Source organism: Pseudomonas sp. HN2-3 (genome assembly GCF_020691745.1).
Classification (GTDB): domain Bacteria; phylum Pseudomonadota; class Gammaproteobacteria; order Pseudomonadales; family Pseudomonadaceae; genus Aquipseudomonas; species Aquipseudomonas capeferrum.
Window position 1 is genome coordinate 3,976,272 of the sequence record NZ_CP085704.1, and the last position, 24,617, is coordinate 4,000,888.

General features: G+C 65.0%; 19 protein-coding genes. 8 read left to right on the top strand and 11 right to left on the bottom strand.

Translation table 11 applies throughout. The features are described from left to right. Window positions 1–95: 95 nt before the first annotated feature. The 5 genes from LJX93_RS18025 to LJX93_RS18045 all read left to right on the top strand — a co-directional run bounded on the left by LJX93_RS18025 (window position 96) and on the right by LJX93_RS18045 (window position 8,413). On the top strand, window positions 96–611 hold the full coding sequence (locus LJX93_RS18025) for a sigma-70 family RNA polymerase sigma factor (RefSeq protein WP_033699223.1): 516 nt from the start codon (window positions 96–98) through the stop codon (window positions 609–611). Further along, a complete protein-coding gene (locus LJX93_RS18030; protein ID WP_227696259.1) occupies window positions 608–1,573 on the top strand; it encodes a FecR domain-containing protein in 966 nt (321 codons plus the stop codon). The genes LJX93_RS18025 and LJX93_RS18030 overlap by 4 nt, the downstream gene beginning before the upstream one ends. A 96-nt stretch (window positions 1,574–1,669) precedes the next feature. After that, window positions 1,670–4,147: a TonB-dependent siderophore receptor gene (locus tag LJX93_RS18035; protein ID WP_033699226.1), complete on the top strand. Its 2,478-nt coding sequence runs from the start codon at window positions 1,670–1,672 to the stop codon at window positions 4,145–4,147. A 413-nt stretch (window positions 4,148–4,560) separates the two neighbouring features. Continuing rightward, window positions 4,561–7,485: an aminotransferase gene (locus LJX93_RS18040; protein WP_227696260.1), complete on the top strand. Its 2,925-nt coding sequence runs from the start codon at window positions 4,561–4,563 to the stop codon at window positions 7,483–7,485. A 22-nt stretch (window positions 7,486–7,507) separates the two neighbouring features. Next, window positions 7,508–8,413 (top strand): LysR family transcriptional regulator, encoded by a 906-nt coding sequence (locus tag LJX93_RS18045; protein ID WP_033699229.1) that lies wholly within the window; start codon window positions 7,508–7,510, stop codon window positions 8,411–8,413. A 15-nt stretch (window positions 8,414–8,428) separates the two neighbouring features. Here LJX93_RS18045 and LJX93_RS18050 read toward each other — a convergent pair whose 3' ends face one another. From LJX93_RS18050 to kdpF, 6 genes are read right to left on the bottom strand one after another with little or no spacing between them, the layout of a single operon-like run. Then, window positions 8,429–9,124, bottom strand: coding sequence for a response regulator (locus LJX93_RS18050; RefSeq protein WP_047581252.1), 696 nt, complete (start codon window positions 9,122–9,124; stop codon window positions 8,429–8,431). Further along, the gene (locus LJX93_RS18055) at window positions 9,121–11,775 is read right to left on the bottom strand and encodes a sensor histidine kinase (RefSeq protein ID WP_227696261.1); all 2,655 of its coding nucleotides are present in this window, start codon (window positions 11,773–11,775) and stop codon (window positions 9,121–9,123) included. Before LJX93_RS18055 ends, LJX93_RS18050 begins: the two co-directional genes overlap by 4 nt. A 54-nt stretch (window positions 11,776–11,829) precedes the next feature. Next, window positions 11,830–12,381 carry a potassium-transporting ATPase subunit KdpC gene (kdpC, locus tag LJX93_RS18060; RefSeq protein WP_033699234.1) on the bottom strand — a complete coding sequence of 184 codons (552 nt, stop codon included), beginning with the start codon at window positions 12,379–12,381 and terminating at the stop codon, window positions 11,830–11,832. A gap of 10 nt (window positions 12,382–12,391) precedes the next feature. Then, window positions 12,392–14,446 (bottom strand): potassium-transporting ATPase subunit KdpB, encoded by a 2,055-nt coding sequence (gene kdpB / locus LJX93_RS18065; protein ID WP_227696262.1) that lies wholly within the window; start codon window positions 14,444–14,446, stop codon window positions 12,392–12,394. Window positions 14,447–14,456: 10 nt separating this feature from the next. Then, entirely contained in the window at window positions 14,457–16,151 is a 1,695-nt protein-coding gene (kdpA, locus tag LJX93_RS18070) for a potassium-transporting ATPase subunit KdpA (RefSeq protein WP_227696263.1), read from the bottom strand. 9 nt (window positions 16,152–16,160) lie between these two features. Continuing rightward, the gene (gene kdpF / locus LJX93_RS18075; protein WP_033699240.1) at window positions 16,161–16,250 is read right to left on the bottom strand and encodes a K(+)-transporting ATPase subunit F; all 90 of its coding nucleotides are present in this window, start codon (window positions 16,248–16,250) and stop codon (window positions 16,161–16,163) included. A 201-nt stretch (window positions 16,251–16,451) separates the two neighbouring features. Here kdpF and LJX93_RS18080 point away from each other — a divergent pair, with 201 nt between their 5' ends. The 3 genes from LJX93_RS18080 to LJX93_RS18090 all read left to right on the top strand — a co-directional run bounded on the left by LJX93_RS18080 (window position 16,452) and on the right by LJX93_RS18090 (window position 20,424). Then, window positions 16,452–16,949 carry an RNA polymerase sigma factor gene (locus tag LJX93_RS18080; RefSeq protein ID WP_033699241.1) on the top strand — a complete coding sequence of 166 codons (498 nt, stop codon included), beginning with the start codon at window positions 16,452–16,454 and terminating at the stop codon, window positions 16,947–16,949. An 11-nt stretch (window positions 16,950–16,960) separates the two neighbouring features. Then, window positions 16,961–17,908: a FecR family protein gene (locus LJX93_RS18085; protein WP_033699243.1), complete on the top strand. Its 948-nt coding sequence runs from the start codon at window positions 16,961–16,963 to the stop codon at window positions 17,906–17,908. Between the two features lie 95 nt (window positions 17,909–18,003). Beyond that, entirely contained in the window at window positions 18,004–20,424 is a 2,421-nt protein-coding gene (locus LJX93_RS18090; RefSeq protein WP_227696264.1) for a TonB-dependent siderophore receptor, read from the top strand. Between the two features lie 36 nt (window positions 20,425–20,460). Here the strand turns inward: LJX93_RS18090 and LJX93_RS18095 are convergent, their stop codons facing one another. The 5 genes from LJX93_RS18095 to LJX93_RS18115 form a co-directional block, all read right to left on the bottom strand. Beyond that, the gene (locus LJX93_RS18095) at window positions 20,461–21,507 is read right to left on the bottom strand and encodes an AI-2E family transporter (protein ID WP_033700174.1); all 1,047 of its coding nucleotides are present in this window, start codon (window positions 21,505–21,507) and stop codon (window positions 20,461–20,463) included. A 12-nt stretch (window positions 21,508–21,519) separates the two neighbouring features. After that, a complete protein-coding gene (locus tag LJX93_RS18100; protein ID WP_227696265.1) occupies window positions 21,520–22,314 on the bottom strand; it encodes a DUF4892 domain-containing protein in 795 nt (264 codons plus the stop codon). Window positions 22,315–22,423: 109 nt separating this feature from the next. Further along, window positions 22,424–23,278: an alpha/beta hydrolase gene (locus LJX93_RS18105; protein WP_033699249.1), complete on the bottom strand. Its 855-nt coding sequence runs from the start codon at window positions 23,276–23,278 to the stop codon at window positions 22,424–22,426. Beyond that, on the bottom strand, window positions 23,275–24,063 hold the full coding sequence (locus tag LJX93_RS18110) for an alpha/beta fold hydrolase (RefSeq protein ID WP_033699250.1): 789 nt from the start codon (window positions 24,061–24,063) through the stop codon (window positions 23,275–23,277). Before LJX93_RS18110 ends, LJX93_RS18105 begins: the two co-directional genes overlap by 4 nt. Window positions 24,064–24,156: 93 nt before the next feature. Then, complete coding sequence (locus LJX93_RS18115; protein WP_033700175.1) at window positions 24,157–24,531, bottom strand: hypothetical protein; 375 nt, start codon at window positions 24,529–24,531, stop codon at window positions 24,157–24,159. Window positions 24,532–24,617: the final 86 nt, after the last annotated feature.

Consider the following 24,617-nt stretch of genomic DNA (forward strand, 5'->3'; position numbering starts at 1 on the left):
GCAAAGACACATTCGTCAGCAGCGCGGCGCTTGCAAAGCAACCACAGCCGGCACGACAATAAGATTCATTACCACTCGCGAACTATTCCATCACCATGTCCGCCAACGATCTATCCCTGCGTAGCGCCGTCAACGACCTGTACTGCGAGCACCACGGCTGGCTCAATGGTTGGCTGCGCAAGCGCCTGGGCAATGCGTTCGATGCCGCCGACCTGACGCAAGACACCTTCGTGCGGGTGATCAAGGCACGCAGCGCGCTGGACATTCGCGAGCCGCGCCCCTACCTGTCGAGAATCGCCAAAGGCCTGTTGATCGATCTGATCCGCCGGCGTTCACTGGAACAAGCCTACCTGGAGGCCTTGGCTACCCTGCCCGAAGCGCTGCAGCCTTCGCTGGAGGAACAGGCGATTTTGTTGCAGGCACTGGTGGAAATCGACCGTCTGCTGCAAGGGCTTGGCACCAAGGTCAAGCAGGTATTCATGCTGTCGCAGTTCGATGGCCTGACCTACCCGCAGATTGCCGAGCAACTGAACATCAGCGTACGCAGCGTCAACAATTACATGGCCAAGGCCATGGAGCATTGCTGCTTGATGCAGTTGCAACAGGCATGAGCCTTTCGCCTGCCGAGTTGCAAGCCATCAGCGTCGCCGCCCGCTGGTACGCAAGGCTTCATTCGGGCATCGCAACCGATGCCGACCGCCGCGCCTGGAACGACTGGCTGGTTGCCGACCCGGTTCACCGTCAAGCCTGGCAACGCATGGCCGCCGTGGCCGAGCAGATGACAAGCGTGCCCGGCGCCCTGGCGGCACCAGCCCTGCGCGGTGCCGAGCGCTCTCGGCGCCAGTTGCTGCGCAGTGTGGTCGTGGTGGTGCCGGCGACGTCGCTGGGCTGGCTGGGTTGGCGCAGCGACACTGCCCAGCAACAGTTTGCCGACTACCGTACCGCCGTCGGTGAACGCCGCGCATTTCGCCTGGCAGATGGCAGCTCGCTGCTGCTCAACACCGACACATCGGTGAACCTCAAGTACGACGGCCAGCAACGGGTGCTGGAACTGCTGCGCGGTGAGATTCTGGTCACCACTGCTGTCGACCCCGCGCAACGGCCGTTCACGGTGCACACCCGGCATGGCCAGGTACGCGCGCTGGGCACGCGCTTTATCGTGCGCGCCCAAGCGCTGGGCGGTGAAGTGGCGGTCCTCGAAAAAGCGGTGGAAGTCAGGGCGACCAGCGGTGCTCTGGCCGTGCGTGTGGAGGCTGGGCAATCCATTGCCTTTTCTGACCGCTCGGTGGGGGCACTACGGCGCAACGACGCGTCTGTGGGGGCTTGGCAGCAAGGCAGCATCATTGCCCTCGATCGCCCCTTGGCCGAACTGCTTGCCGACCTGTCGCGCTATCGCAGCGGGGTGCTGCGCTGCGATCCGCGCATTGCGCAATTGAAGGTATCGGGCGCATTCCCGATCGATGACACCGACCGGGCGCTGGCGGCGCTGGAAAGTGGCTTTGCGCTGCGCGTCACGCGCTTCAGCCGTTTTTGGGTCAACGTGTCACCGCCTGACAGCCCACTGGCGCTGTGAGTTGAAAAAACTTCCGGCGCTTTTGCACTTTTTGTTCGCATCGTTCGGCTCATCCCCCAATGGGATTCATTGATCGTTTTCTGGGGGAGGATTGGCATGTCTGGAGTGTTCAAGCGTGGTCGTCTGGCGACGACGGTAAAAGTCGGGCTGTTGGCGGCAACCACTGCGGGTGCCTGGCCCATGATGACGTTCGCGGCACAGGTGCCGGTGCAGCAGAACGGCGTCAGGACGTTCGACATTGCCGGGGGCAGCCTGACCGAAGTGCTCAGCCGCTATGCCAGTGCAGCGGGGGCTGCGCTGTCGTTCGATGCCAAGCAGACCGACGGCTTGCACAGCGCAGGGCTCAAAGGGGCATTCGGTGTCAGCGAAGGCTTCACCCAGATTCTGGCAGGCAGCGGCCTGCAGGCCGAGCCGCAGTCAAACGGTACCTATGTGCTGCGGGCCGTGCCGTCTTCGGGTTCGGCGATGGAGCTGGGGGCCACCAACATCACCAGCCAGGTGCTGGGCGCGACCACTGAACACAGCGGCTCGTACACCACCGGCGCGGTGACCATCGGCAAGGGCGAGCACTCGCTGAAGGAGACGCCGCAATCGGTCACGGTGATGACGCGCAAGATGATGGACGACCAGAACCTGTACACCATCGACCAGGTCATGGAGAAGACGCCGGGCATTACCGTGTACGACTCGACCATGGGCGGCAAATACTTCTACTCGCGCGGGTTCCGCATGTCGGGCCAGTACCAGTACGACGGCGTGCCGTTGGACATGGGCAACCTGTATGTCCAGGCCGACAGCTTCAGCAGTGACATGGCGTATTACGACCGGGTCGAAGTGCTGCGCGGCGCTGCAGGCATGATGAAGGGCTCGGGCGGCACTGCAGGCGGGGTGAACTTCGTGCGCAAGCGTGGCCTTGCCGATGCGCATACCGACATCACCTTGTCCGGTGGCAGCTGGGACAACTACCGCGGGCAGATCGACACCGGCGGCCCGCTGAACGCGGCCGGCACCCTGCGTGGCCGGGCGGTGGTGGCCGAGCAGAGCCGGCACTATTTTGTAGACGACGCCAACCGCAAGGACCAGGTGTACTACGGCGCGCTCGACTTCGACCTGAGCCCCGACACGACCCTGGGGCTGGGCGTTGCCTATGAAGATGTCGACGCCAACCCGTGCTGGGGTGGCCTGCCGCGCTACAAGGACCGCAGCGACCTCAACCTCAGCCGCTCGACCTGCCTCGACCCCTCCTGGAACACCTGGCGCAGCAAGCGCACTACCGTGTTCAGCGACCTCACCCATCAGGTCAATGAAGACTGGAAGCTCAAAGTTGCCAGTGTTTATACAAAGAACACCCAGGACATCAAGTACGCCTTCGCTTCGGGCGCGGTAACGCCCGGCATCGACACCACCGGCATGCTGGGCAGCATGTATGACTACGACCAGGTCGACTACGGCCTGGACGCCTACCTGGATGGCAAGTTCGACGCGTTCGGCCAGCAGCATGAACTGGTGCTGGGCATGAACGCCAGCCGCTCGAACAAGGACGACTTTTACTCGGTGGCGTTTCTGCCGCAGCGCCAGAATGTGTTCAACCCCGACAAGTTCATCCCCGAGCCCGATGACAGTTACTTCATCGAAAACTCGTCGCGCGGCGGGCCGGTCAAGAGCAAGACCACGCAAAAGGGCCTCTACTCGACCCTGCGCTTGAAACTGGCCGACCCGTTGACCGTGGTGGTCGGTGGCCGGGTGAGCTGGTACGACTCCAAGACGGATTCCGTCTTCATCAGAAGCGGTGAATCGCAGCCCTCCAACACCCGTGAGACCGGGCAGGTCACACCATTTGCCGGCGTGCTGCTGGACTTGAACGAGAACCTGACGGCCTACGCCAGCTACTCGGACATCTTCACCCCGCAAGGCAACTACCGGGCAGAAGACGGCTCGACGCTCAAACCGCTGGTGGGCCAGAGCTATGAGCTGGGGATCAAGGGTGCCTGGTACGACGGCCGTTTGAACGGCGCCTTCAACCTGTTCCGCACCATTCAGAAAGACCAGGCGCAAACCGACTTCAACTCGTCTTGCCCGTCATCCGATGGTTATTGCTACGTGAACGCCGGCCGGGTGCGCGCCCAAGGGTTCGAGGCCGAGCTCAGCGGTGAAGTGATCGAGCGGCTGCAGTTGCTGGCGGGGTACACCTATACCCAGACCAAGACGCTGGATGATATCGACAGCAGTTTGAATGGCGCGGCGTTCAACAGCTATGTGCCTCGCCATGTGTTGCGCTTGTGGGGTGAGTACACCTTGGGGGGTGCGTTGGAGCGGGTCAGCATTGGCGCCGGGGTGAATGCGCAAAGTGACAACTTCCGGCTTTCGCCGGCCAGTGGCGAGAAGATCAGCCAGGCGGGGTATGCGGTGTGGAACGGGCGGATCGGGTATCGGATCGATGAGACCTGGTCGGTGGCGCTTAACGGCAACAACCTGTTCGACAAGCGCTATTACGCCAGCATCGGGACAGAGACCTTTGGCAACTACTATGGGGAACCGCGTAATTTCATGGTGTCGGTGAAGGCCAGCTTTTGAGGTGAGGTGAAGGCTACAAGGGCATGTCGTTAGATTAGCAGCGCCTATGAGATCGAGCGCCGCCCGCGCGGCGCTTCGCGGGGCCAGTCGGATCGCCGCACCGCCGCTCCCACATCTGTTTCGGGCCAGTTTTGCCTGAAGCATTGGCGCGCGGCGCCTTTGGTGCTCGCCTCGATATCGCGTCGTACAAACAAGGGGTCGCGCGCCTATTTAACAGGACTCATTGGCCCGAAACAGATGTGGGAGCGGGCTTGCCCCGCGAAGCGCAGCGCGGGCGGCGCTCGATCTCATAGGCGCTGCAAATTTTTCGACATGCACCTAATCATCAAAAATTCTGACAACAATCGTCTTCCATCATCAACCAAAACGGGCATAAATTCCCTACCGCCTCCCAGCACCAACGGTAGCCCCCAATGCCCAGCCTAAACCCAGCCACCCCTGCCCTGGCCACCCTGATCCAGCGCTCCGCCCTGCCCAGCCCCTCGCTAAGCGAAGCCCAGGCGCACGCCTTGCTGCAGACGCATTACAACCTGGCTGGCAACCTGACGTCGCTGGGCAGCCAGCAGGACCTGAACTTCCGCCTGGATTCCCCCCAAGGCCGTTTCGTACTCAAGGCCTGCCACGGCAGCTACGCCCAGGTCGAACTGGAAGCCCAGCACGCCGCCTTGGCCTACCTGCGTGAACAGGGCTTGCCCGTACCCGCAGTACGCCCCGCACAAACCGGCCAAGCGCTGCTGGCACTGGACATCGCCGGCCAACCACTGCGCGTACGCCTGCTCGACTACATCGACGGCCAGCCGCTGACCCGCCTCAAACACATGCCGCCACGCCTGATGGCCGAACTGGGCGGGCTCTGCGCACGGCTGGACAAAGCCCTGGCCGACTTTGACCACCCAGGCCTGAGCCGCACCCTGCAGTGGGACCCGCAGCACGCCCAGGCACTGATCCAGCACCTGCTACCAGTGCTACAGGACGCAGGCCACCGCGCCCGTGTCGAGCAAGCCACCCAGCTGGCCGCTGCGCACCTGGCGCCGCTGGCCGACCAACTGCCCTGCCAGGCCGTGCACCTGGACGTGACCGACGACAACGCCGTGTGGGCCCGCGATGGCGAGCGCCAGTGGCAATTGCAGGGCGTGATCGACTTCGGTGACCTGCTGCGCACCTGGCGCATCGCCGACCTGTCGGTGACCTGCGCTGCGCTGCTGCACCATGCCGAAGGCGACCCGCTGCGCATTCTGCCGGCGGTACGTGCCTACCAGGCGCTCAACCCACTGAGCGAGGCCGAACTGCGGGCCCTGTGGCCGTTGGTACTCAACCGCGCCGCGGTACTGGTGTTGAGCAGCGAGCAACAGCTCGCCGTAGCGCCGGGCAACCAGTACATCCGCAACAACATCGCGCATGAATGGGAAATCTTCGACACCGCTACCGCCGTGCCTTTCGCGTTGATGGAGGCGGCTATCCTGCAAGCGGCCAATCTTCAACCCGGCAAGCCCGAGCTGGCCGGTTGTGCACCCCTGTTGCCCGAACTGGTCGGCCAGCCGGTCGCACGCCTCGACCTGGGCGTGCTCAGCCAGCACTGCGAAGCGGGCAACTGGGAGCAGCCAGGCTTCGATCAGCACCTGCTGGCCGCACAACCGACCCCGGCGAGCACGCTGCATGGCCAGTATCGCCTGTCACAAACCCATATCGACCGCCCCGAAGAACCTGCCACCTGCGCGCTGGGTGTGGAGTTGCAGGTGCCGAACGGCACCCTGCTGCAGGCACCCGAGGCCGGCACTTGGCAGCGTCATGGCGATGGCCGCGGCTGCCTGCACACGCCGCATTGGGCCTTGTGGCTCACGGGTCTGGAAGATGCCCCGGTGGATGGCCAAGCCGTAGCAAAAGGTCAACCACTGGGTAGCAGCCATGGCGTGCTCAGCGTTCAGCTGTGCCTGGATAACGCTGCCCGCCCTCCCTTCTTCGCCACGCCCTCCCAGGCCGCAGCCTGGCTGGCGCTATGCCCGTCGCCTGCCGCGCTGCTGGGCGTTGACTGCGACGCCGAAGCGCTGCCCGACCCGCAGGCGCTGCTGGCACGCCGCGACGCAAGCTTCGCCCGCTCGCAGAAGCACTACTACGCGCAACCGCCGCATGTCGAACGCGGCTGGCGCAATTACCTGATCGACATGCAGGGCCGTTCGTACCTGGACATGCTCAACAACGTTGCCGTGCTTGGCCATGGCCACCCACGCATGGTGGCCGAGTCGGCGCGGCAGTGGTCGCTGCTCAACACCAACTCGCGCTTCCATTACGCCGCCATCGCCGAGTTTTCCGAACGCCTGCTCAAACTGGCGCCGGAAGGCTTCGACCGGGTGTTTCTGGTCAACAGCGGCACCGAGGCCAACGACCTGGCCATCCGTCTGGCCTGGGCCTACAGCGGCGGGCGCGACCTGCTCAGCGTGCTGGAGGCCTACCACGGCTGGTCGGTGGCCACCGATGCCATATCAACGTCCATCGCCGATAACCCGCAGGCACTGGAGACCCGGCCAGACTGGGTGCACCCGGTCGAGGCGCCGAACACCTTCCGTGGGCGTTTTCGCGGTGCCGACAGCGCCGCCGACTACCTGCGTGACGTCGATGCCAAGCTGGCCGACCTCGATGGCCGTGGCCGTCAGCTGGCTGGCATCATTTGCGAGCCGGTGTACGGCAATGCCGGCGGCATCTCGCTGCCTGCGGGCTATCTGGCCGACGCCTATGCCAAGGTGCGCGCCCGGGGCGGCGTGTGCATCGCCGACGAAGTGCAGGTCGGTTATGGCCGGCTGGGCGAGTACTTCTGGGGCTTTGAGGAACAAGGCGTGGTGCCCGACATCATCACCATGGCCAAGGGCATGGGCAACGGCCAGCCGCTGGGCGTGGTGATCACCCGGCGTGAGATAGCCGAGGCGCTGGAGGCGCAGGGCTACTTCTTCTCGTCGGCGGGGGGTAGCCCGGTCAGTTGCCGCATCGGCATGGCGGTGCTGGACGTGATGCAGGAGGAAGGGCTGTGGGACAACGCCCGCGACACCGGGCGCTATTTCAAGGCACGCTTGCAGGCATTGGTCGACAAGCACCCGCTCGCCGGCGCAGCGCATGGCTCGGGCTTCTACCTGGGCCTGGAGCTGGTGCGCGACCGGCAGACGCTGGAGCCGGCGACCGAGGAGACCCTGCTGCTGTGCGATCGCCTGCGTGAGCTGGGCATCTTCATGCAACCGACCGGCGACTACCTGAACATCCTCAAGATCAAACCGCCGATGTGTACCACTCAGGCGAGTGTGGACTACTTTGTCGACAGCGTTGACCGTATCCTGTCGGAAGACTTGTAGCCCGCCAAGGAGGGGTCTGACGATGGCCTTTACCAGCGACTCTCTTGCAGTCTTTCTGGCGGTACTGGAGGCAGGGTCGTTTTCTGCAGCCGCACGCAAGCTGGGCCGCGTGCCGTCGGCCGTGAGCATGGCCATCGCCCAGCTGGAAGCAGAACTTGACCTGGCCCTGTTCGACCGTGCCACACGCAAAGCCTTGCCGACCAGCGCAGCACTGGCGCTCGAACCGCAGGCCAGGCAGGTGATCTGCCAGCTCAACTTGTTGGACGCCCAGGCCCTGCAACTGCACAAGGGGCTGGAAAAACGCCTGACCATCGCCATGGCGCCCGAGCTGCAGACCGGCCGCTGGAGCCAGCCCTTGGAAACCCTCGCGCAGGAATTCCCCAGCCTTGAGATCGAAGTACGTTCGGCCACCCAAGCCGAAGCCATACGCTTGCTGCACGACGGCAGCGTGCAGTTGGCCCTGGTATTCGAACGGCCCGGGATCGATGAGCGCGAGTCGTTTCTTGAAGCCGGCAGCCAACTGCTGGTGGCCGTTGCTTCACCGCGCCACCCCGCCGGGCGCAACAACGGCACGCCGCTGCCGGAAGAGGCATTCGCCGAGCAACGGCAAATCATCGTGGCCTCCGGCAAAGCCACCGGCTCCGACCCGCGCATGGTGCTGTCGCGGCGGATCTGGCTGACCGACAGCTACCTGGCGACGCTGGACCTGGTGCAATCCGGCCTGGGTTGGGCCTACCTGCCGCAGCCGCTGGTTGAGCCGTTGATTGCCTCGGGCGCATTGGCCGAGGTGCGCTTCGACAACATGGCCAGCCGGTTACGCTTGTGGGTCGACATCATCTGGGTCAAACCGCGGCCCTTGGGCCTGGGCGCGCGGCGCTATCTGGAGGTCATGCGCCAACTGTTCGAAAAAGAGCCGCCCAGGGCCTGATGCCACCTTGCCCGCTCACGAGCCTGGCGCTACCAGCCTGTAGCCTACCCCCGCCTCGGTGATGATGAACCGCGGCGCCATTGGGTCATCCCCGAGCTTCTGGCGCAGATGCCCGACCACGATGCGCAGGTAGTGGGTATCGTCGACATGAGTCGGCCCCCAGATGTCCTTGAGCAACTGCTGCTGGGTAATCACCCGGCCCGGGTGCCCGGCCAACTGGGCCAGCAGCGCATACTCCTTGCGCGTCAACGCGACCTCCACGCCCTCCAAGGTCACCCGGCGGAAGGCGAAGTCCACGGTCAACGGCCCGAAACTGGCGGCCACCTCACCGCCACCGGCCTGCGGCACCTGGCGCAACAGGGCACGCACCCGCGCCAGAAACTCCTGAATGCCAAACGGTTTGGTCACATAGTCATTGGCCCCGCCGTCCAGTGCATCGACCTTCTGCACCTCGCTGGCACGCACCGACAGCACCAGCACCGGCACCGCGCTCCATTCGCGCAACTCACGCAGCACCTGCTGGCCGTCCATGTCCGGCAGGCCGAGGTCGAGCACCACCAGGTCGGGTTTACCCAATGCGGCTTGCGCCAGGCCCTCGCCGCCGGTGGCAGCCTCGAGCACCTTGTAGCCTTGGGACGTCAGGCTGATACGCAAGAACTTGCGGATCTGCGGCTCGTCGTCGATGACCAAAAGGGTGGCGGGCTGGCTCATGGGGTTTCGCTTTCGGCTTGGGGTTGAGGGGGCAGCGGCAAGCATAGAGTGATGCCGGTGCCCTGGCCATCGATGCCGTCACCCACCAGGATCTGCCCACCATGGGCGCCAATCATGCCCTGGCAGATGGCCAGGCCCAGGCCGGTGCCCTGCCCGCCTCGATCTCCACGGGCGGCGGTGTAGAACATGTCGAAAATCTTCTCCCGCTCCGCCAGGGGGATGCCGGGGCCCTGGTCGCGCACGGCCATGTGCAATTGTGCGTCCACCACCGACACCTGCAGCTCCAGCCGACCGTTGGCCGGGGAGAAGCGTGCGGCGTTCTCCAGCACATTGACCAGCGCCTGCTCGATCAATGCCGCATGGACAAACAGCAACGGCAACTCGGTCGGCACCAAGGTGTGCACGCGCAATGGCGCCAGCACCACACGCAGGCGGTTGAGCGCGCTGCCGACGATGTCTACGGGGGCTACCCAGTCACGGGCAAGCTTGAGGCCGCCGTGGCCCAGGCGGGTCATGTCGAGCAAGTTCTGGATGTAGCGGTCCAGGCGCTCGGCCTCGTCGCGCGTGCCTTCCAGCAGTTCGCGCCGGTCTTGTTCGGGGATCGCCTCGCCCAGCGCCAGCAAGCTGTCGATACTGCCGCGCATGGCGGTCAGCGGCGTGCGCAGGTCGTGGGACACCGACGCAAGCAAGGCGCTGCGCAGCTGTTCGGTTTCGCCGTGCAGGCGCGCGGCCTCCAGCTGTTCGGCCAGCCGCGCGCGGGCCAGCGCCTGGGCCAGCGGCTGGCCCAGGGCCGTGAGCAGGCGCCGGCGCGGGTCGCTGAGCGGGTCGCCAGTGCGCGAGCGCACGCCGAGCAGGGCTAGCGGCTGATCCTCCACCGCCAAGGGCCACCACCACCAGCGGCCATTGGGCAAGGTATCGCTGCCCTGGCCCGCTGCCTGACCGTGTTGCCAGGCCCAGTCGGCAGCGGCCCGTTCGTTGTCGCTCAGTGCGTGGGCTTCGCCACTGGCCACGCGCAACAGGCCCTCGGCATCACGTTCGAGCAAGCACACGTGCAGGTCCTGCCAGCCGTCCAGGTGCTGGCCGGCGGCGTTGAACACTGCCTGGCGGTCGGTGGCGACGGTCAGCCGACGCGACAGGTCGAGCAGCTGGCTGGTTTGTGCCTGGGTTTCGCGCAGTGCCTGCAGTTGGCGGCGCTGACGGGCTGCCAGGTTACCCGTGAGGGCGGCCATGAGCAGAAAGAACACCAGGGTTAGCACGTCTTCTTCGCGCTGGATGCTGAAGGAGAAATTCGGCGGGATGAACAAGAAGTCGTACGTCAGGAACGACAACGCCGCACACGCCAGCGCCGGCCCCAGGCTGCTGCGCACCGCCACCAGCAACACTGCAGCAAGAAACACCAAGGAGATATTAGGCAGCGCCAGCACGCTCGACACCGCCCAAGCCAGGCCGGCCGCCATGACGGTGGCTAGCAGGGCCAGCAGATAATGCCGCCACACCCACACACGCTTGACCGCCGAGCGGGCCGGTTGCGGCTGGGCATCGCGGTCGAGCACGTTGATTTCCAGCCCATGGCTTTCGCGCAATAGCCGCGCCGCAACCCCCGCCCCCAACAGGCGTCGACGCAGGCGATCGCGCGACTGCCCCACCAGCACCAGGCTGGCCCGGCGTTCGAGCGCATGCTGAATCAACGTGCGCGCCACTTCGCCGGCCCGCAACAGCACCACTTCGCCCCCCAGGCGCTCGGCCAGTTGCTGCGCAGCCTGCAAGCGCTGACGCGCCGCCTCGTCACGCAGGCGACCGTTGTCCACGTGCACCAGGCTCCAGGGTAAGTGACGGCGCTGAGCCACCCGGCTGGCATGGCGCACCAGGCGTTCGGCCTGGTCGTCGCCATCGACGCCAACCAACAGCCGCCCGCGCAAGGCAGGGGCTTCCTGGCCGCGCTGGCGATAGCCGTGGGCCAGGTCGGCATCGACCTGGGCGGCGGCCGTCTGCATGGCCAGTTCACGCAGGGCGGTCAGGTTGGTCTGCGAGAAGTACGCATCGATGGCCGCCCGCGCCTGCTCCGGCACGTACACCTTGCCTTCGCGCAGGCGTTCGAGCAGCTCGCGGGGCGGCAGGTCGATCAGTACCAGTTCGAAAGCTTCCTGCAGCACCCAGTCCGGCAGGGTTTCACGCACCTGCACGCCGGTGATGTCGCGGACCTTGTCGTTGAGGCTCTCCAGGTGTTGCACGTTGACGGTGGTGTAGACGTCGATGCCGGCGGCGAGCAGTTCCTGCACGTCCTGCCAGCGCTTGGCATGGCGGCTGCCGGGTGCGTTGGTGTGCGCCAGCTCGTCAACCAGGGCCAGGGCTGGCGCCGCGCTGAGCAGGCCGTCCAGGTCCATTTCTTCAAGCGTGACGCCGCGGTAATCGCTGCGCAGCAGTGGCTGCTGGGGCATGCCGCCGAGCAGCGCTTCGGTTTCGGCGCGGCCGTGGGTCTCGACCACCCCGGCCAGCACCTGCACGCCCTGGCGTTGCTGGGTGTGGGCGGCTTGCAGCATGGCGTAGGTCTTGCCCACCCCGGGTGCGGCGCCGAGAAACACCTTCAGCCTGCCGCGCCCAGCGCGCGGCAGGTTGGCCAACAGCGCGTCTGCGCGGGCGGAATCACTCATGTGTCATCCTTCAATAATGCGGGGATCGTTGGGCCTGCGTTGCAGGCCCCCGTCTCAATGCCCTAACGTCTCCAAGGCCTGGTTCAGTGCCAGGACGTTGACCACAGGCGGCCCGATCAATGGGTGGAGGGTGGCCTCTTCAAGCAAGGCTTGCAAGCGCTCCTCCGGCACCTTGCGGGCCGCAGCCACACGCGGAATCTGGTAGGCCACGGCCTGCGGCGGCAAATGCGGGTCCAGGCCGCTGCCCGAGGTCGTCAGCAAGGCTTGAGGCACCGGGCCTTGTTGCGTTCGATACAGCGCGCCAGCATCACTGGCCACCCGCTCGGCCAAGGCCGGATTGCTCGGCGACAGGTTGCTGGCACTGCTGGCAACCGTGGCATAGGCCCCTGCCGAAGGCCGCGAATGGAACCAGCCATCGCCTTGGAAATCCTGGGCGATCAGGGCCGAACCGCGCACCTGGCCCTGGGCGTCGCGCACCAGGCTGCCGTTGGCCTGTTCAGGGAAGGCGACCTGGGCGATACCGGTCACCGCCAACGGATACAGTGCGCCAGTAAGCAACGTCATCAGCAAGGCCAGGCTCAGGGCCGGGCGTACATAAGTGTTCATGGCGGCCTCCTCAGACCAGGTGCAGGGCATTGAGCAGCATGTCGATCAGCTTGATCCCGGCAAACGGCACGATGATGCCGCCCAAGCCGTAGATGAGCAGGTTGCGCCGCAACAGGTGGGCCGCGCTCGCCGCCTGCACCCGCACACCGCGCAAGGCCAACGGAATCAGCGCGATGATGATCAGCGCGTTGAACACGATCGCCGACAAGATCGCGCTCTGCGGGCTGGCCAGGTGCATCAGGTTGAGCACGCCCAGCTGCGGGTAGATGGCGGCGAACAAGGCCGGCAGGATGGCGAAGTACTTGGCCACGTCGTTGGCAATCGAGAAGGTGGTCAAGGCGCCGCGGGTCACCAGCAGTTCCTTGCCGACCTGAACCACATCCAGCAACTTGGTCGGGTCGCTGTCCAGGTCGACCATGTTGGCTGCCTCGCGGGCCGCCTGGGTGCCATCGTTCATGGCCATGCCGACGTCGGCCTGGGCCAGCGCCGGGGCGTCGTTGGCGCCGTCGCCGCACATGGCGACCAGGCGGCCGTCGTTCTGCTCCTGGCGGATCCGCGCCAGTTTCTTCTCTGGGGTGGCCTCGGCCAGGACGTCGTCGACCCCCGCCTCGGCGGCAATGGCAGCGGCGGTCAGCGGGTTGTCACCGGTCACCATCACGGTGCGGATGCCCAGCTTGCGCAGCTCGGCAAAGCGCTCGCGAATACCCGGTTTGACCACGTCCTTGAGATGGATTACCCCAAGCAGGCGTTTGTCGACACACACCAGCAGCGGTGTGCCGCCACTCTGGGCAATCCGCTCGACCTCGCGGGCCAGCGCGGCGGGCATTTCGAGGCGCTGCATGCCGACAAAGGCCAGCACCGCATCGACCGCGCCCTTGCGGTAGCGATGCTGCTGGAAATCGATGCCTGACAGGCGCGTCTCGGCGCTGAAGGCAATGGCCTCGAACTGCCCGGTGACCGGTTCGACAAAGTCGTGCAACTGACGCAGGTATTCGACGATCGACTTGCCTTCGGCGGTGTCATCGGCCAGCGAAGCGAGCAAGGCGCCCTCGCCCAACTCTTTGGCGGTTACCCCGGTGGCGGCATGCAGGGCACTGCAACGGCGGTTGCCGAAGGTGATGGTGCCGGTCTTGTCGAGCATCAGTGTATGCACGTCGCCAGCGGCTTCCACCGCACGGCCGGAGCGGGCGATGACATTGAGCCGGACCAGGCGGTCCATGCCGGCAATGCCGATGGCCGACAGCAGGCCGCCAATGGTGGTGGGGATCAACGTCACCAGCAGCGCGGCGAGGAAGATCAACGGCAGGCTACCGCCGGCGAAGTGGGCGAACGGCTGCAAGGTCACCACCACGACCAGGAAGATCAGGGTCAGGCCGATCAGCAGGATATCCAGGGCAATCTCGTTAGGCGTCTTCTGCCGCTTGGCCCCCTCGACCAAGGCGATCATGCGGTCCAGGGTCGACTCGCCCGGGTTGCTGGTGATGCGGATCAGCAGCCAGTCGGACACCAGCCGCGTGTTGCCGGTCACCGCCGAGCGGTCGCCGCCGGACTCGCGAATTACCGGGGCAGACTCGCCGGTGATGGCCGCCTCGTTGACGGCGGCGATGCCTTCGAGCACTTCGCCGTCGCCGGGGATCAGCTCACCGGCGACCACCTTGACCACATCGTCCTTGCGCAACGCGTTGGCGGCGACCGTCTGGAATACACCCGCGCTGTCGCGACGCTGGGCGGTGAGCCCCTGGCTCCCCGCCTTGAGGCTGTCGGCGCGGGCCTTGCCTCGGCCTTCGGCCAGGGCTTCGGCGAAGTTGGCGAACAGTACGGTGAACCACAGCCACAGGGCGATCTGCACCGCAACAGCCGTGCTCACGCCACTACCAGGGGCAACGCACAATACGGTAGTGAGCACAGCGGTCAGGGCAACCACCAGCATGACCGGTGAGCGCTTGAGCTGGCGCGGGTCCAACTTGACGAAGGCCTGGATCAGGGCCGGGCGCCAGAGCGCGGCGAAGCGGGTCTGGTCCTTGGCGTTGCGAGGGGCTTTTACATCAGCAATGGGCATGTTCATGGTCGGCTCCTCAGAAGCCCAGGCTCAGGTATTCGGCGATTGGCCCAAGGGCCAAGGTCGGCAGGAAGGTCAGGCCCCCCACCAGCAAGATGGTCACCAGCAACAGGCCGGTGAACAGCGGGCCGTGGGTGGGGAAGCTGTTCAGCCCCTGGGGCGCGCTCTTTTTCGCCGCCAGGCTGCCAGCCAGGGCCAGTATCGGCAGGATGTAACCAAAGCGGCCGATAAGCATGGCCAGGCCGATCATCAGGTTGTGGTACACCGTGTTGGCACCGAAACCGGCAAACGCCGAGCCGTTATTGGCGGTGCCCGAAGTGTAGGCGTACAGCAGTTGGCTGAAGCCATGGGCACCCGGGTTGCTCACCGCAGCCGCCGGCCCCGGCAGGCTGGCGGCGACGGCACCCAGCACCAGCACACCGACCGGCATCACCAGCAAGGTCGCCACCAGCAACTGCACTTCACGCGCCTGCAGCTTCTTGCCCAGGTACTCCGGCGTGCGGCCTATCATCAGGCCGGCCAGGAACACGGCGATCAGCACGAACAACAGCATGCCGTAGAGCCCCGCGCCCACACCGCCGAAGATCACCTCTCCCACCATCATGTTGACCATCGCGACCATGCCGGTCAGCGGGTTGAGGCTGTCGTGCATGGCATTGACCGAGCCATTGGAGGCGGCGGTGGTGGTCACTGTCCACAACACCGAGCCGGTGGTACCGAAGCGGCTTTCCTTGCCCTCCATGGGGGCGCTCTGTTGAACCTGTGGGCTTTCAAGTGCCGGGTTGGGCTGGTGTTCGGACCACAGCGCGGTAGCCCCACCGATGAGGAACAGGCTCAGCATGCAGGCCAGAATCGCACGGCTCTGGCGCAGGTCCTTCACGTAGTGGCCGAAGGTGAACACCAGCGCCACCGGGATGAGGATGATCGAGGCCACCTCGAACAGGTTGCTCCAGGCGCTGGGGTTTTCGAACGGGTGCGCCGAGTTGACGCCGAAGAAGCCACCACCGTTGGTGCCCAGTTGCTTGATCGCAATTTGGCTGGCCGCCGGGCCGAGCGGGATGGTCTGCTCGCTGCTTTGCAAGGTCAGCGCGTGGGCGTAGTCGGCAAAAGTCTGCGGCACGCCCTGCCAGACCAGCAGCAGCGCCAGCACCAGGCACAGCGGTAGCAGGCCGTAGAGGGTGGCGCGGGTCATGTCGACCCAGAAATTGCCCAGGGTGGCGGTCGAACGACGGGCAATACCGCGGCACAGCGCCACGAGTACCGCCAGGCCAGTGGCGGCGCTGACGAAGTTCTGCACGGTCAGGCCGAGCATCTGGCTCAGGTAGCTGACCGACGCCTCGCCGCTGTAGCCCTGCCAGTTGGTGTTGGTAACGAAGCTCACGGCGGTGTTGAACGCCAGCGACCATTCCTGGCCGGGAAGGTGCTGTGGGTTGAGCGGCAGATACCCCTGCAGCAACAGCACGGCAAACAACAGCAGGAACCCGACCAGGTTGAAGGCCAGCAAGGCCAGGGTGTATTGCTTCCAGTTCTGCTCCTGGTCGGCGCGAACGCCCGCCAACCGATAGCAGCCCTGCTCCACCGGGCCCAATACCGGTGACAGCCAGGTGCGCTGGCCTTCCATCACTTTGTAGTAGAACCGCCCGAGCCAAGGTGCCGGTAGTAGCACGATGAGGAAAAACGCCAATAACAAGGCAAAGTCGTAACTGTGCATGGCCACTCCCTAGCTGCGATCGGCGCGCAGCAGCGCCACCAGCAGGTAAATAGCCAATGCCACTGCCAGCAGCAGTGACAGCCCGTCGAGCATGTTCATGTGTGAAGCTCCCCGTGGTGCGGCTTGGGCCGCTTTGAGGGAATTGTCCGAGGGAGGGGCGTAAAGGGGCGAGATCGAGGGGTGAGGTAAGGCATAAAGAATGCGTAAAAACGCGAGGTGACGCGCGAAAAACACCAATCAAAACAATTCTCATTTGTGCTATTTTGCCGCCCTCGTTCACACGCCCGCTAAGGTGGCCCCATGTCCGGTTCAGATCTCAAGGCCCTCTACCTTGCCCATCGCGAGGAGATTCAGGAGTACCTGGACCGCCGCCTGCGTTGCAAGGAAACCGCCGCCGACCTGACCCAGGACGCATTCATCCGGCTTTCCGAGCAGATGGGCCGCAGCCGCATCGAGAACTTTCGCGCTTACCTGTTTTCCAGCGCACGCAACCTGTTCATCGACCACACCCGCCGTCAGCAACACCGCAAGAGCGAGCCGCTCGACTCGCAGGAAGCGCACGCGACGGCCCAGCCGAGCGCAACGCTGGAACAGGCCGCCATTGCCAATCAGCAACTGGCCGCGCTGAACACCGTGATCCAGAACATGCCTGCACCGTGCCGCGAGGTGTTCCTGATGGTACGGGTCGAAGGCATGACCTATGCCGACATCGGTACACGGCTTGGCATCTCCCCCAAGACGGCGTACAGCCGTATGGTGAAGGCACTGGAATTGTTGAAACAGGGCATGTCCCAGTGAAGCCGGAGCCGATGGATCACACCGCTGCCGATGACATCAGCCACCAGGCCAACGCCTGGTTTGCGCTGTTCCACGGCGGTGCGCCCACACCTGAGCAACGGGCGGCATGGTCGGCGTGGATGGCCGCTGATGTGCGCCATGCCCAGGCCTATGCCGAACTTGAAAACCTGTGGGCCGCTTCGGCGCTGCTGCTGCAGCCCTCGCCCGCCGCCGCCCCTGTGGCCCCGGCGCGGCTTTCCCGGCGCCGCTTCGTCGGCCTGGGGCTGGCCGCCAGTGCTGCAGCAGTGACTGCAGGCGCCGGCACGTTGTGGCTGAACGGCGTGGACTCACCGTTCGCCGACCTGCGCACCGCCGTGGGCGAGCGCCGCATCGCGTACCTGCCCGACGGCTCGACGGTCGAAATGGCCGGCCACACGGCGATGAACCTGGACTTTTCAGCGACCCGCCGGGCAGTCGAACTGCTTCACGGCCAAGCGTTTTTCAGGGTTCGGCCGAGTGCTGCGGGTGAGTTCAGTATCAACACCCAAGCTGGGCGACTGCACACCCGTGAAGGCGAGTTTTGCGTGTCGTGCGAAAACGACGCGGGGCTGGTGGCGGTTAGCCAAGGGCGTGTGCAAGTGCTGACGGCCGGGCAGCAGACAGAGCTGGAAGAAGGCCTTTCGCTCAGTTTCAGCGCACGTGCGACGGGTGACATACAGCGTGCGGAGCTGGCGCAGATGCTGGCCTGGCGCAATGGCCGGCTGGTGTTTTTCAATGAGCCGCTGCTGACCGTGGTCGATGCACTGCAGCGTTGGCGCAAGGGCCGGATTTTCATCATGGACAAGCAACTGGCCGCCCGACGCGTGAGCCTGATTCTCAACCTCGACCACCCCGACCAGATGCTCGATGTGCTGTCCCGGGCCCTTGCCGTACGTACCACGCGCTACACCGACCTGGTCACGCTGATCTACCCCGCCTGAAAAATTTCAAAGCGCCATCAGACATTCCGATGCCCCATGCGTCTTAACGGCACTGAGATTTATTCGCATATCTGCACTGCATGGGGCACGCCTGAATGGCCAACCGACACAAACTGCACACCACACTTCATCCTCACTGGCAGCGCAAAGCGCTGGGCGCAGCACTGGCCTGCACGCTGCTGCTCGGTAACCTCCCGGCGCAGGCCGCACCTGGGCAGGCCCCTGCGAGGTCGATGCAGCAACTGTCACTGAACATCCCGGCACAGCCGTTGCGCCAGGCCTTGCTGGTGTTCAGCCAACAATCCGGGCAGAACGTGCTGCTCGACGGCAACGTCGATGCAACGCTGCGCAGCCCCGCCGTGGTAGGCCGTTTCTCGGCCGAAGAGGGCCTGGCCAGGTTGCTGCAAGGCAGTGGCTACAACTTCGCCCGCACCGACGCAGCGACGCTCTACCTGGTGCCCAGCGAGACGCAGGGCCAGGGCAACGAAGTGCTGCTGGCGCCCACCCAGGTCCAGTATCAACTGGCCCAGGCTGATGAGCAGCGCCGTGGCTATCAGGGCAAACCCGCCTCCAGCACCACGCGCCTGGGCTTGAGCAACCGGGAAACCCCACAGGCGGTGTCGACCGTTACCCGCGAGCAGATCGACGATTTCAAGCTCAACAGTGTGAAAGATGCACTGCGCAACGCCCCCACGGTTACCGTCGAACAGTTCGAGACCGACCGCACCGCCTTCACCTCGCGCGGTTTCACCATCGACAACTTCGAGTACGACGGCATGGGCATGCCCTTCTCATCCGGTGTGCTGCTGGGTGACCAGGACTTGGCCGAATTCGAGCAGATCGATGTACTGCATGGCGCCAACGGCCTGATGAGCGGCGCAGGCAACCCGTCTGCCACGGTCAACTTCGTGCGCAAGCGCCCGACCGACAGCTTCCAGGCCAGGCTCAACACCAGTGCCGGGTCATGGGACAACCGCCGGGTGGACGTCGATGTCAGCGGCCCGCTGAGTGACAGCGGCAAGGTGCGCGGGCGCTTCATCTACGCCCATGACAAGGGCAATTCGTACCTTGATCGCTACAGCCACGAAATCAATGTAACAGCAGGCCTACTGGCCTTCGACCTGTCAGACGCCGATACCCTGACCGTCGGTTTTTCCGAACAGAAGAGCGATTCCAACGGCAGCACCTGGGGTGCCCTGCCGATGGCCGACTACGCGGGCAATCCCATCCACTACAGCAGCCGCAGCGCCAGCATCGGCCAACCCTGGACCTACTGGAACATCCACACACAACGGGCGTTTGCCGAGCTGGCACACGATTTTGGCGCGGGGTGGAAAGGCAAGGTCACCGTGACCGGGACCAATCAGCATCAGGACACCCAGATGCTCTATGCCATCCCCGCCACCGCCGACGATGTGTTTGCCTACATCAACCGAACCACCAGCACCGAGCATCAGCTCACCGGCGAAGCACAGTTGTCTGGGCCTTTCGCGCTGCTGGGTCGCCAGCATGAACTGACCTTGGGCGCCAACTATGGCCGCAGCCGCCATGATGAGCGTGGCTACTACCGCAACGCCTCCGGCAATGAAATCGTCAGCCTTGCCGACGCACTTGCCGGGGCAGTCGTAAAACCGCCTTTGACGTACACCGACGAGCTCAATACCCAGCACTTCACCGACCGCCAGAAAAGCCTCTATGCCGGCGCGCGCTTCAGCCTGACCGACGACCTGCACTGGATCACCGGTGCCCGGATGCTCAGCGCCGACGGTGAGGGTATGGGCTATGGTGCGGCGCACGACACCCGGGTGCACGGCAAAGTGACGCCCTATACCGGGCTGGTCTACGACCTGAATGATCAGTGGAGCCTGTATGCAAGCTGGGCCGAGATCTTCAAACCCCAGTACCTGCGCAGCTCGGCCGGGGGCGTGATCGAACCGCTGGAAGGCAAAAGCACTGAAGTAGGCGTGAAGGGCAGCCTGCTCGATCATCGGCTCACCGTCACTGCAGCAGTGTTCAAGACCGAGCAGCAAAACGTGGCGGTGACCACTGGAGAGATCATCAACGGCCAGTACGCTTACCGTGGCGAAGACAACAACAGCCGGGGTGTGGAGCTGGAAGCTTCCGGTGAAGCGATGCCAGGTGTGGAACTGGCCGCAGGCTACACCTACGTGCACATCGAGGATGACGACGGCGAGAAAACCCGTCGATACGTGCCAAGCCATACGCTGCGCGGCAGTGTCACCTACCGCCTGCCCGGCATGCCGCAAGCGCGCGTAGGTAGCCGGGTGCAGTGGCAAAGCGCGACCGAGGCCGATGGTAACAGCCGCGTTCGGCAAAGCGCGTACGCCTTGGTCGATGTGATGGGCAGCTACACGTTTGACGAAAACTGGAGCGCTTCGCTGAACCTGAACAACGTCTTCGACAGGAAGTACCTGTTGTCGCTGTACCAGTCGGCGGGGTCCACCAACTTTGGCGCACCACGCAACCTGACGGCTTCGGTGACGTGGAAGTACTAGCAACTGCTGCAGGCGCGGCCCCTCGCAAGGCCGCGCCTACGGCGTCTGCTGCTCGGCGTTGCGGCTCCAGTCCAGCAGCAGGCTGTATCCTACCGCCAGCAAGGTCGGCCCGATGAACAGGCCAATGAAGCCAAAGGCGATCAACCCGCCGAACACCCCGAGCAGCACGATCACCAGCGGCAGATTGCCCCCTCGGCTGATCAGGTAGGGCTTGAGCACGTTGTCCACGCCGCTGATGACGAAGGTGCCCCAGATGCCCAGGAAGATCGCCATGCCGTAATCCCCCTTCCACACCAGCCAGGCCGTCGCCGGGATCCACGCGAGCGGCGGCCCCATCGGGATCAGGCTGAGCATGAAGGTCACCAGGCCAAGCACGATCGCCCCCGGCACGCCAGCGATCAGGAAGCCGATCAGCGCCAGCAGGGCCTGGGCCGCTGCGGTGCCGATCACACCGTTGACCACCCGCTGCACGGTGCCGGCGACCAGCTCCAGGTAATAATCGGCGCGGTCACCCGTCAAGCGCTGCAGCAGGCGCAGCACGAACGCCGACAAACGCGGGCCGTCACGGTAGAAGAAGAACACGAAGACCAGGCTCAGGGTGAGCTCCAGCACGCCGCTGCCGATCTGCGCGCTACGTGCCAGCAACCAGTTGCCCACCTGGCCCAGGTAGGGCTTGATCGACGCGATCAGTGCCGCGCCTTGCTGGTCGAGCGACTGCCACCAGTTGACCATGCGCTCCCCCACCAAGGGGACGCTGCCGAGCCAGGCCGGTGCATCGGGCAGGCCATCGACTTGCACATCACGGACAAACGCCGTGGCATCACGGATATGGTCGGCCAGGTTGAACCCCAGCCACACCAGCGGCAAGGCCACGATGAGGATCCAGGCCGTGGTCAGCAGGCTCGCCGCCAGGGTTTCGCGCCCACCCAGCACGCGCGTCAGCAAGCGCATCAGCGGCCAGCTGGCAAAGGCCAGAATGGCGCCCCACAGCAGTGCCGAGATAAACGGTGCCATGACCCACAGGGCAGCACCCAGTAGCGCCAGCAGCACGATCTGGACCAGCAGGCGATCATTATTGGCCATGGTGACGCTCATTCAACGGATCAGTTCCAGGTGCAGGCCTTCGGTGGCTGCGGTACCGACTTCAAGGCGGCTGCTGCGCACGCCTGCATTGACCAAGGCCTCGCGCCAGGCCTCGGCGTTGGCGCCACTGAGGCTGGCCCGCAGGGTGCTGTCCAGGTTCAAGCTGCGCCCAAGCAGGGCCACCCAGGCCGGTTGCGGCGTACTCAGGTCAGGGTAGTCGAGTTTGCCGGTGTCGCGCATTTCGCGCAGCACCGTGCCGGCGGTCGGCAGCAACTCGCCAAGCGGACTGGCGGCGACGAACTCCTCGACATGCAGGTAGGCGCGGCGGTTGCCACGGGTGACGCTGTAAAGTGCGACCAGGGTGTCGGCCTGTTCGGCCGAGCGACGCAACAGAATGAACGCTTGCTGCTCGTCACCGCCGTTCAAACGGGCATTGGCGAATACATCGTTGGCCCACAGGCTGGCCTCGCCGCAATCACGGCCCTGGCACCAGAACAGCGGGTAGCCGCCGTCGTGCTGCAGCGCTTCACGAGCACTGGTGAACGCTTCGCGGGCGCTGCGCTCGACCGGCAGTTCATAGGTGACCGAACTGACCTGGCCACGGCTTTCGACCTTGTCATCGACCCGCAGGCGGCCGCTGATCTTGCGCAGGGGCCCCATGGGGTAGACGCGCTCCTGCTCCACTGCAGGGCGTTGATCGACCAGCTTGGCGTCCACGGGGACGGGCAGGTTGTCGGCCCACAGCAACGGGCTGGCGAGCATCAGGCAGGCGGCGAAGGTGGTGCGGAGGGTTACGGGCGCGCTCATCGGCAGCCCAGTCGGTGCTTGGCACCGAAGTTATGGTCCAGCGTGTCTGGCATTTGCATGGTTGTCTCCCTGTTCAACCCGCCAAGCCTCGGCACTTGTCCGGTGCAAGTCAAGCAAAGCCAAAGAAGCGATTGATACAGTCTGCGACAAGGGCCGCGCCCTGTTCATCGTTCAGGTGCAGATGATGGCCACCAGGCAGCGTCACCTGCTCAAAGGGTAGCTGCTGCAGCAACTCGGTGTGGCGCGCCAGCATGCCATCGGCAGCCACCACCAGGCAGGCAGGGCAACTCACCCGCCTGACATAGGCCATGGCCTGGACGTGGCTCAGGCGTGTAGGGGATGGCAAGGTCAGGCGGCTGTCACTGCGCCAGCTGTAACCACCCGGCACGGGCATCAGCCCACGCTGGGCCAACAGCTCGGCCGCTTCGCGACTGACCGCGACCATGCCCTTCATGCGCGCCTGCACGCCCTCCTCCAGCGCCGGGTAGACAGACTTGCGCTTGCCGTCCAGGCGCAACTGCGCCTGCAATGCCATGCCCAGGCGCTCACCTGCGTCCTGCTCGGCGCCCGTGGGAGGGATGACCCCGTCGATCAACGCCAGGTGGCTGATGCGCTCCGGCAAGGCGCCCGCCAGTTGCACCGAAATGATTGCCCCCAGCGAATGGCCCAGCAGGGCAAACCGCTGCCACCCCAACTGCTCGGCAACCCGCAGCACATCGTGGGCATAGTCGGCCAGGGCATAACTCGCCCCAGGCGGGCGATGCTCCGAGTAACCATGCCCGGCCAGGTCCAGGGCGACGATGCGCAGGCCCTGCAGCCGCGGCGCCAGGCGGGCGAAGCTGTTGGCGTTGTCCAGCCAGCCGTGCAGGGCGATCACCGGCAGGCCGTCCTCGGGGCCGAACAGGTGAGCAGCCAGCTCGATATGGCCCAGGCTCAGGCGGATTTCCTGCATGTGCGCGCTCATGCCTGGCTCCAGCGGTCGAACAGACCCTTGATCAAGCTGGCGGTGTCGGTCGGGCGCTCCAGCGGGAACATGTGCCCGCCCGGCACGCTGTGGTACTCACCCTGTGCCATGCCGCGCACCGCCAGCGCGTGATGACGGCGGATCACGTTGCTGCGCTCACCGCAGACCATCGCCAGTGGCACCTGCAATTGCCGGGCAGGCGCAGGGCTTGCGTGGGGGATGCTGCGGTAGATACTGATCTCGGTAGCCGGGTCGAAACGCAGGCGCAAGCCATCCTGGGCAGGCTCCAGGCCGTGCTCCAGATAGGCTTCGAGGCAATCGGGGTCAAAGTGCCGAAACAAGCGCTTGCTGGCGAAGTAGTCCCGTGCGCTGTCGCGATCGGCGAACGCCTCGCGACGCCCCAGGGTGCGGCCTGCCGGGGTGATGCGGTCGATGAAGCCAAAACGCTTGGCGGTGCGCAGCACCCATTGATCGGCGCGGGTCAGCACCGGCGAGTCGAGCATGACCAGCCCGCGGTAGTACTCGGGGCAACGCAAGGCGGCATGCAGGTGCAGCACCCCGCCCAGCGAATGGCCCACCCCCCAAACCGGCGCGTCTTGTTGCGCCAGATGGTGCAGCAGCTCATCGACCAGGTTTTGCCAGTTTTCATTCACCGGGAAGCGCGGGTCGTGGGCATGCTGGGCCAGGTGGCGGACCTGATAGTCCGGCGCCAGGGCGGCGAACAGCTTGCCGTAGGTGGCAGACGGGAAACCATTGGCGTGGGCGAAGAAGATGTGCTGCGACATGGCGCCTGGTCCGGACGGGGGATGATGGCCCATTGTGTGCATCGCAAGGCCGCTCGGCAATGTTTGGAAAGGTCATCGGCGAGGGCTATCAGGTCATCTGCTGCGATCCAGACTGACCAGTGAACGTTGCAGGCAGGCCTGCATGTAGGCCAACTGGCTCTCGAGCACTTCGCGGGCCAGACGCTGGTCATGGTAGTCGAGCTGCAGCCTGCGCAATGCCAGGCAACTGGTCTGCAGCAAGTGGGAAACCCGCAGGCAGGCCTCTTGCAGGGCACGCAGGTCTTCCTCGCCCTGTTGCCTGGCGCTGGCTTCCAGCCCGTGATGGCCACGCACCTTGCCCATCAGATGATAGAGCTTGGCGTCGGCCGAATCGCGCAGCAGGCTGTACTGGGCAAAGTCGAGCAACTCGCCTTCCTCCACCTTGTCCACGGTGGGCTGCAAGTCCGCGGAGCGTAACAACGCCTGCATCTGCCCTTTCATCAATCGCTCCCTGCCATCCACTCGTCGGATAGGGGCAACGCTAGCAAGCTGCCAAGTGCAGCGGCAACTGACAA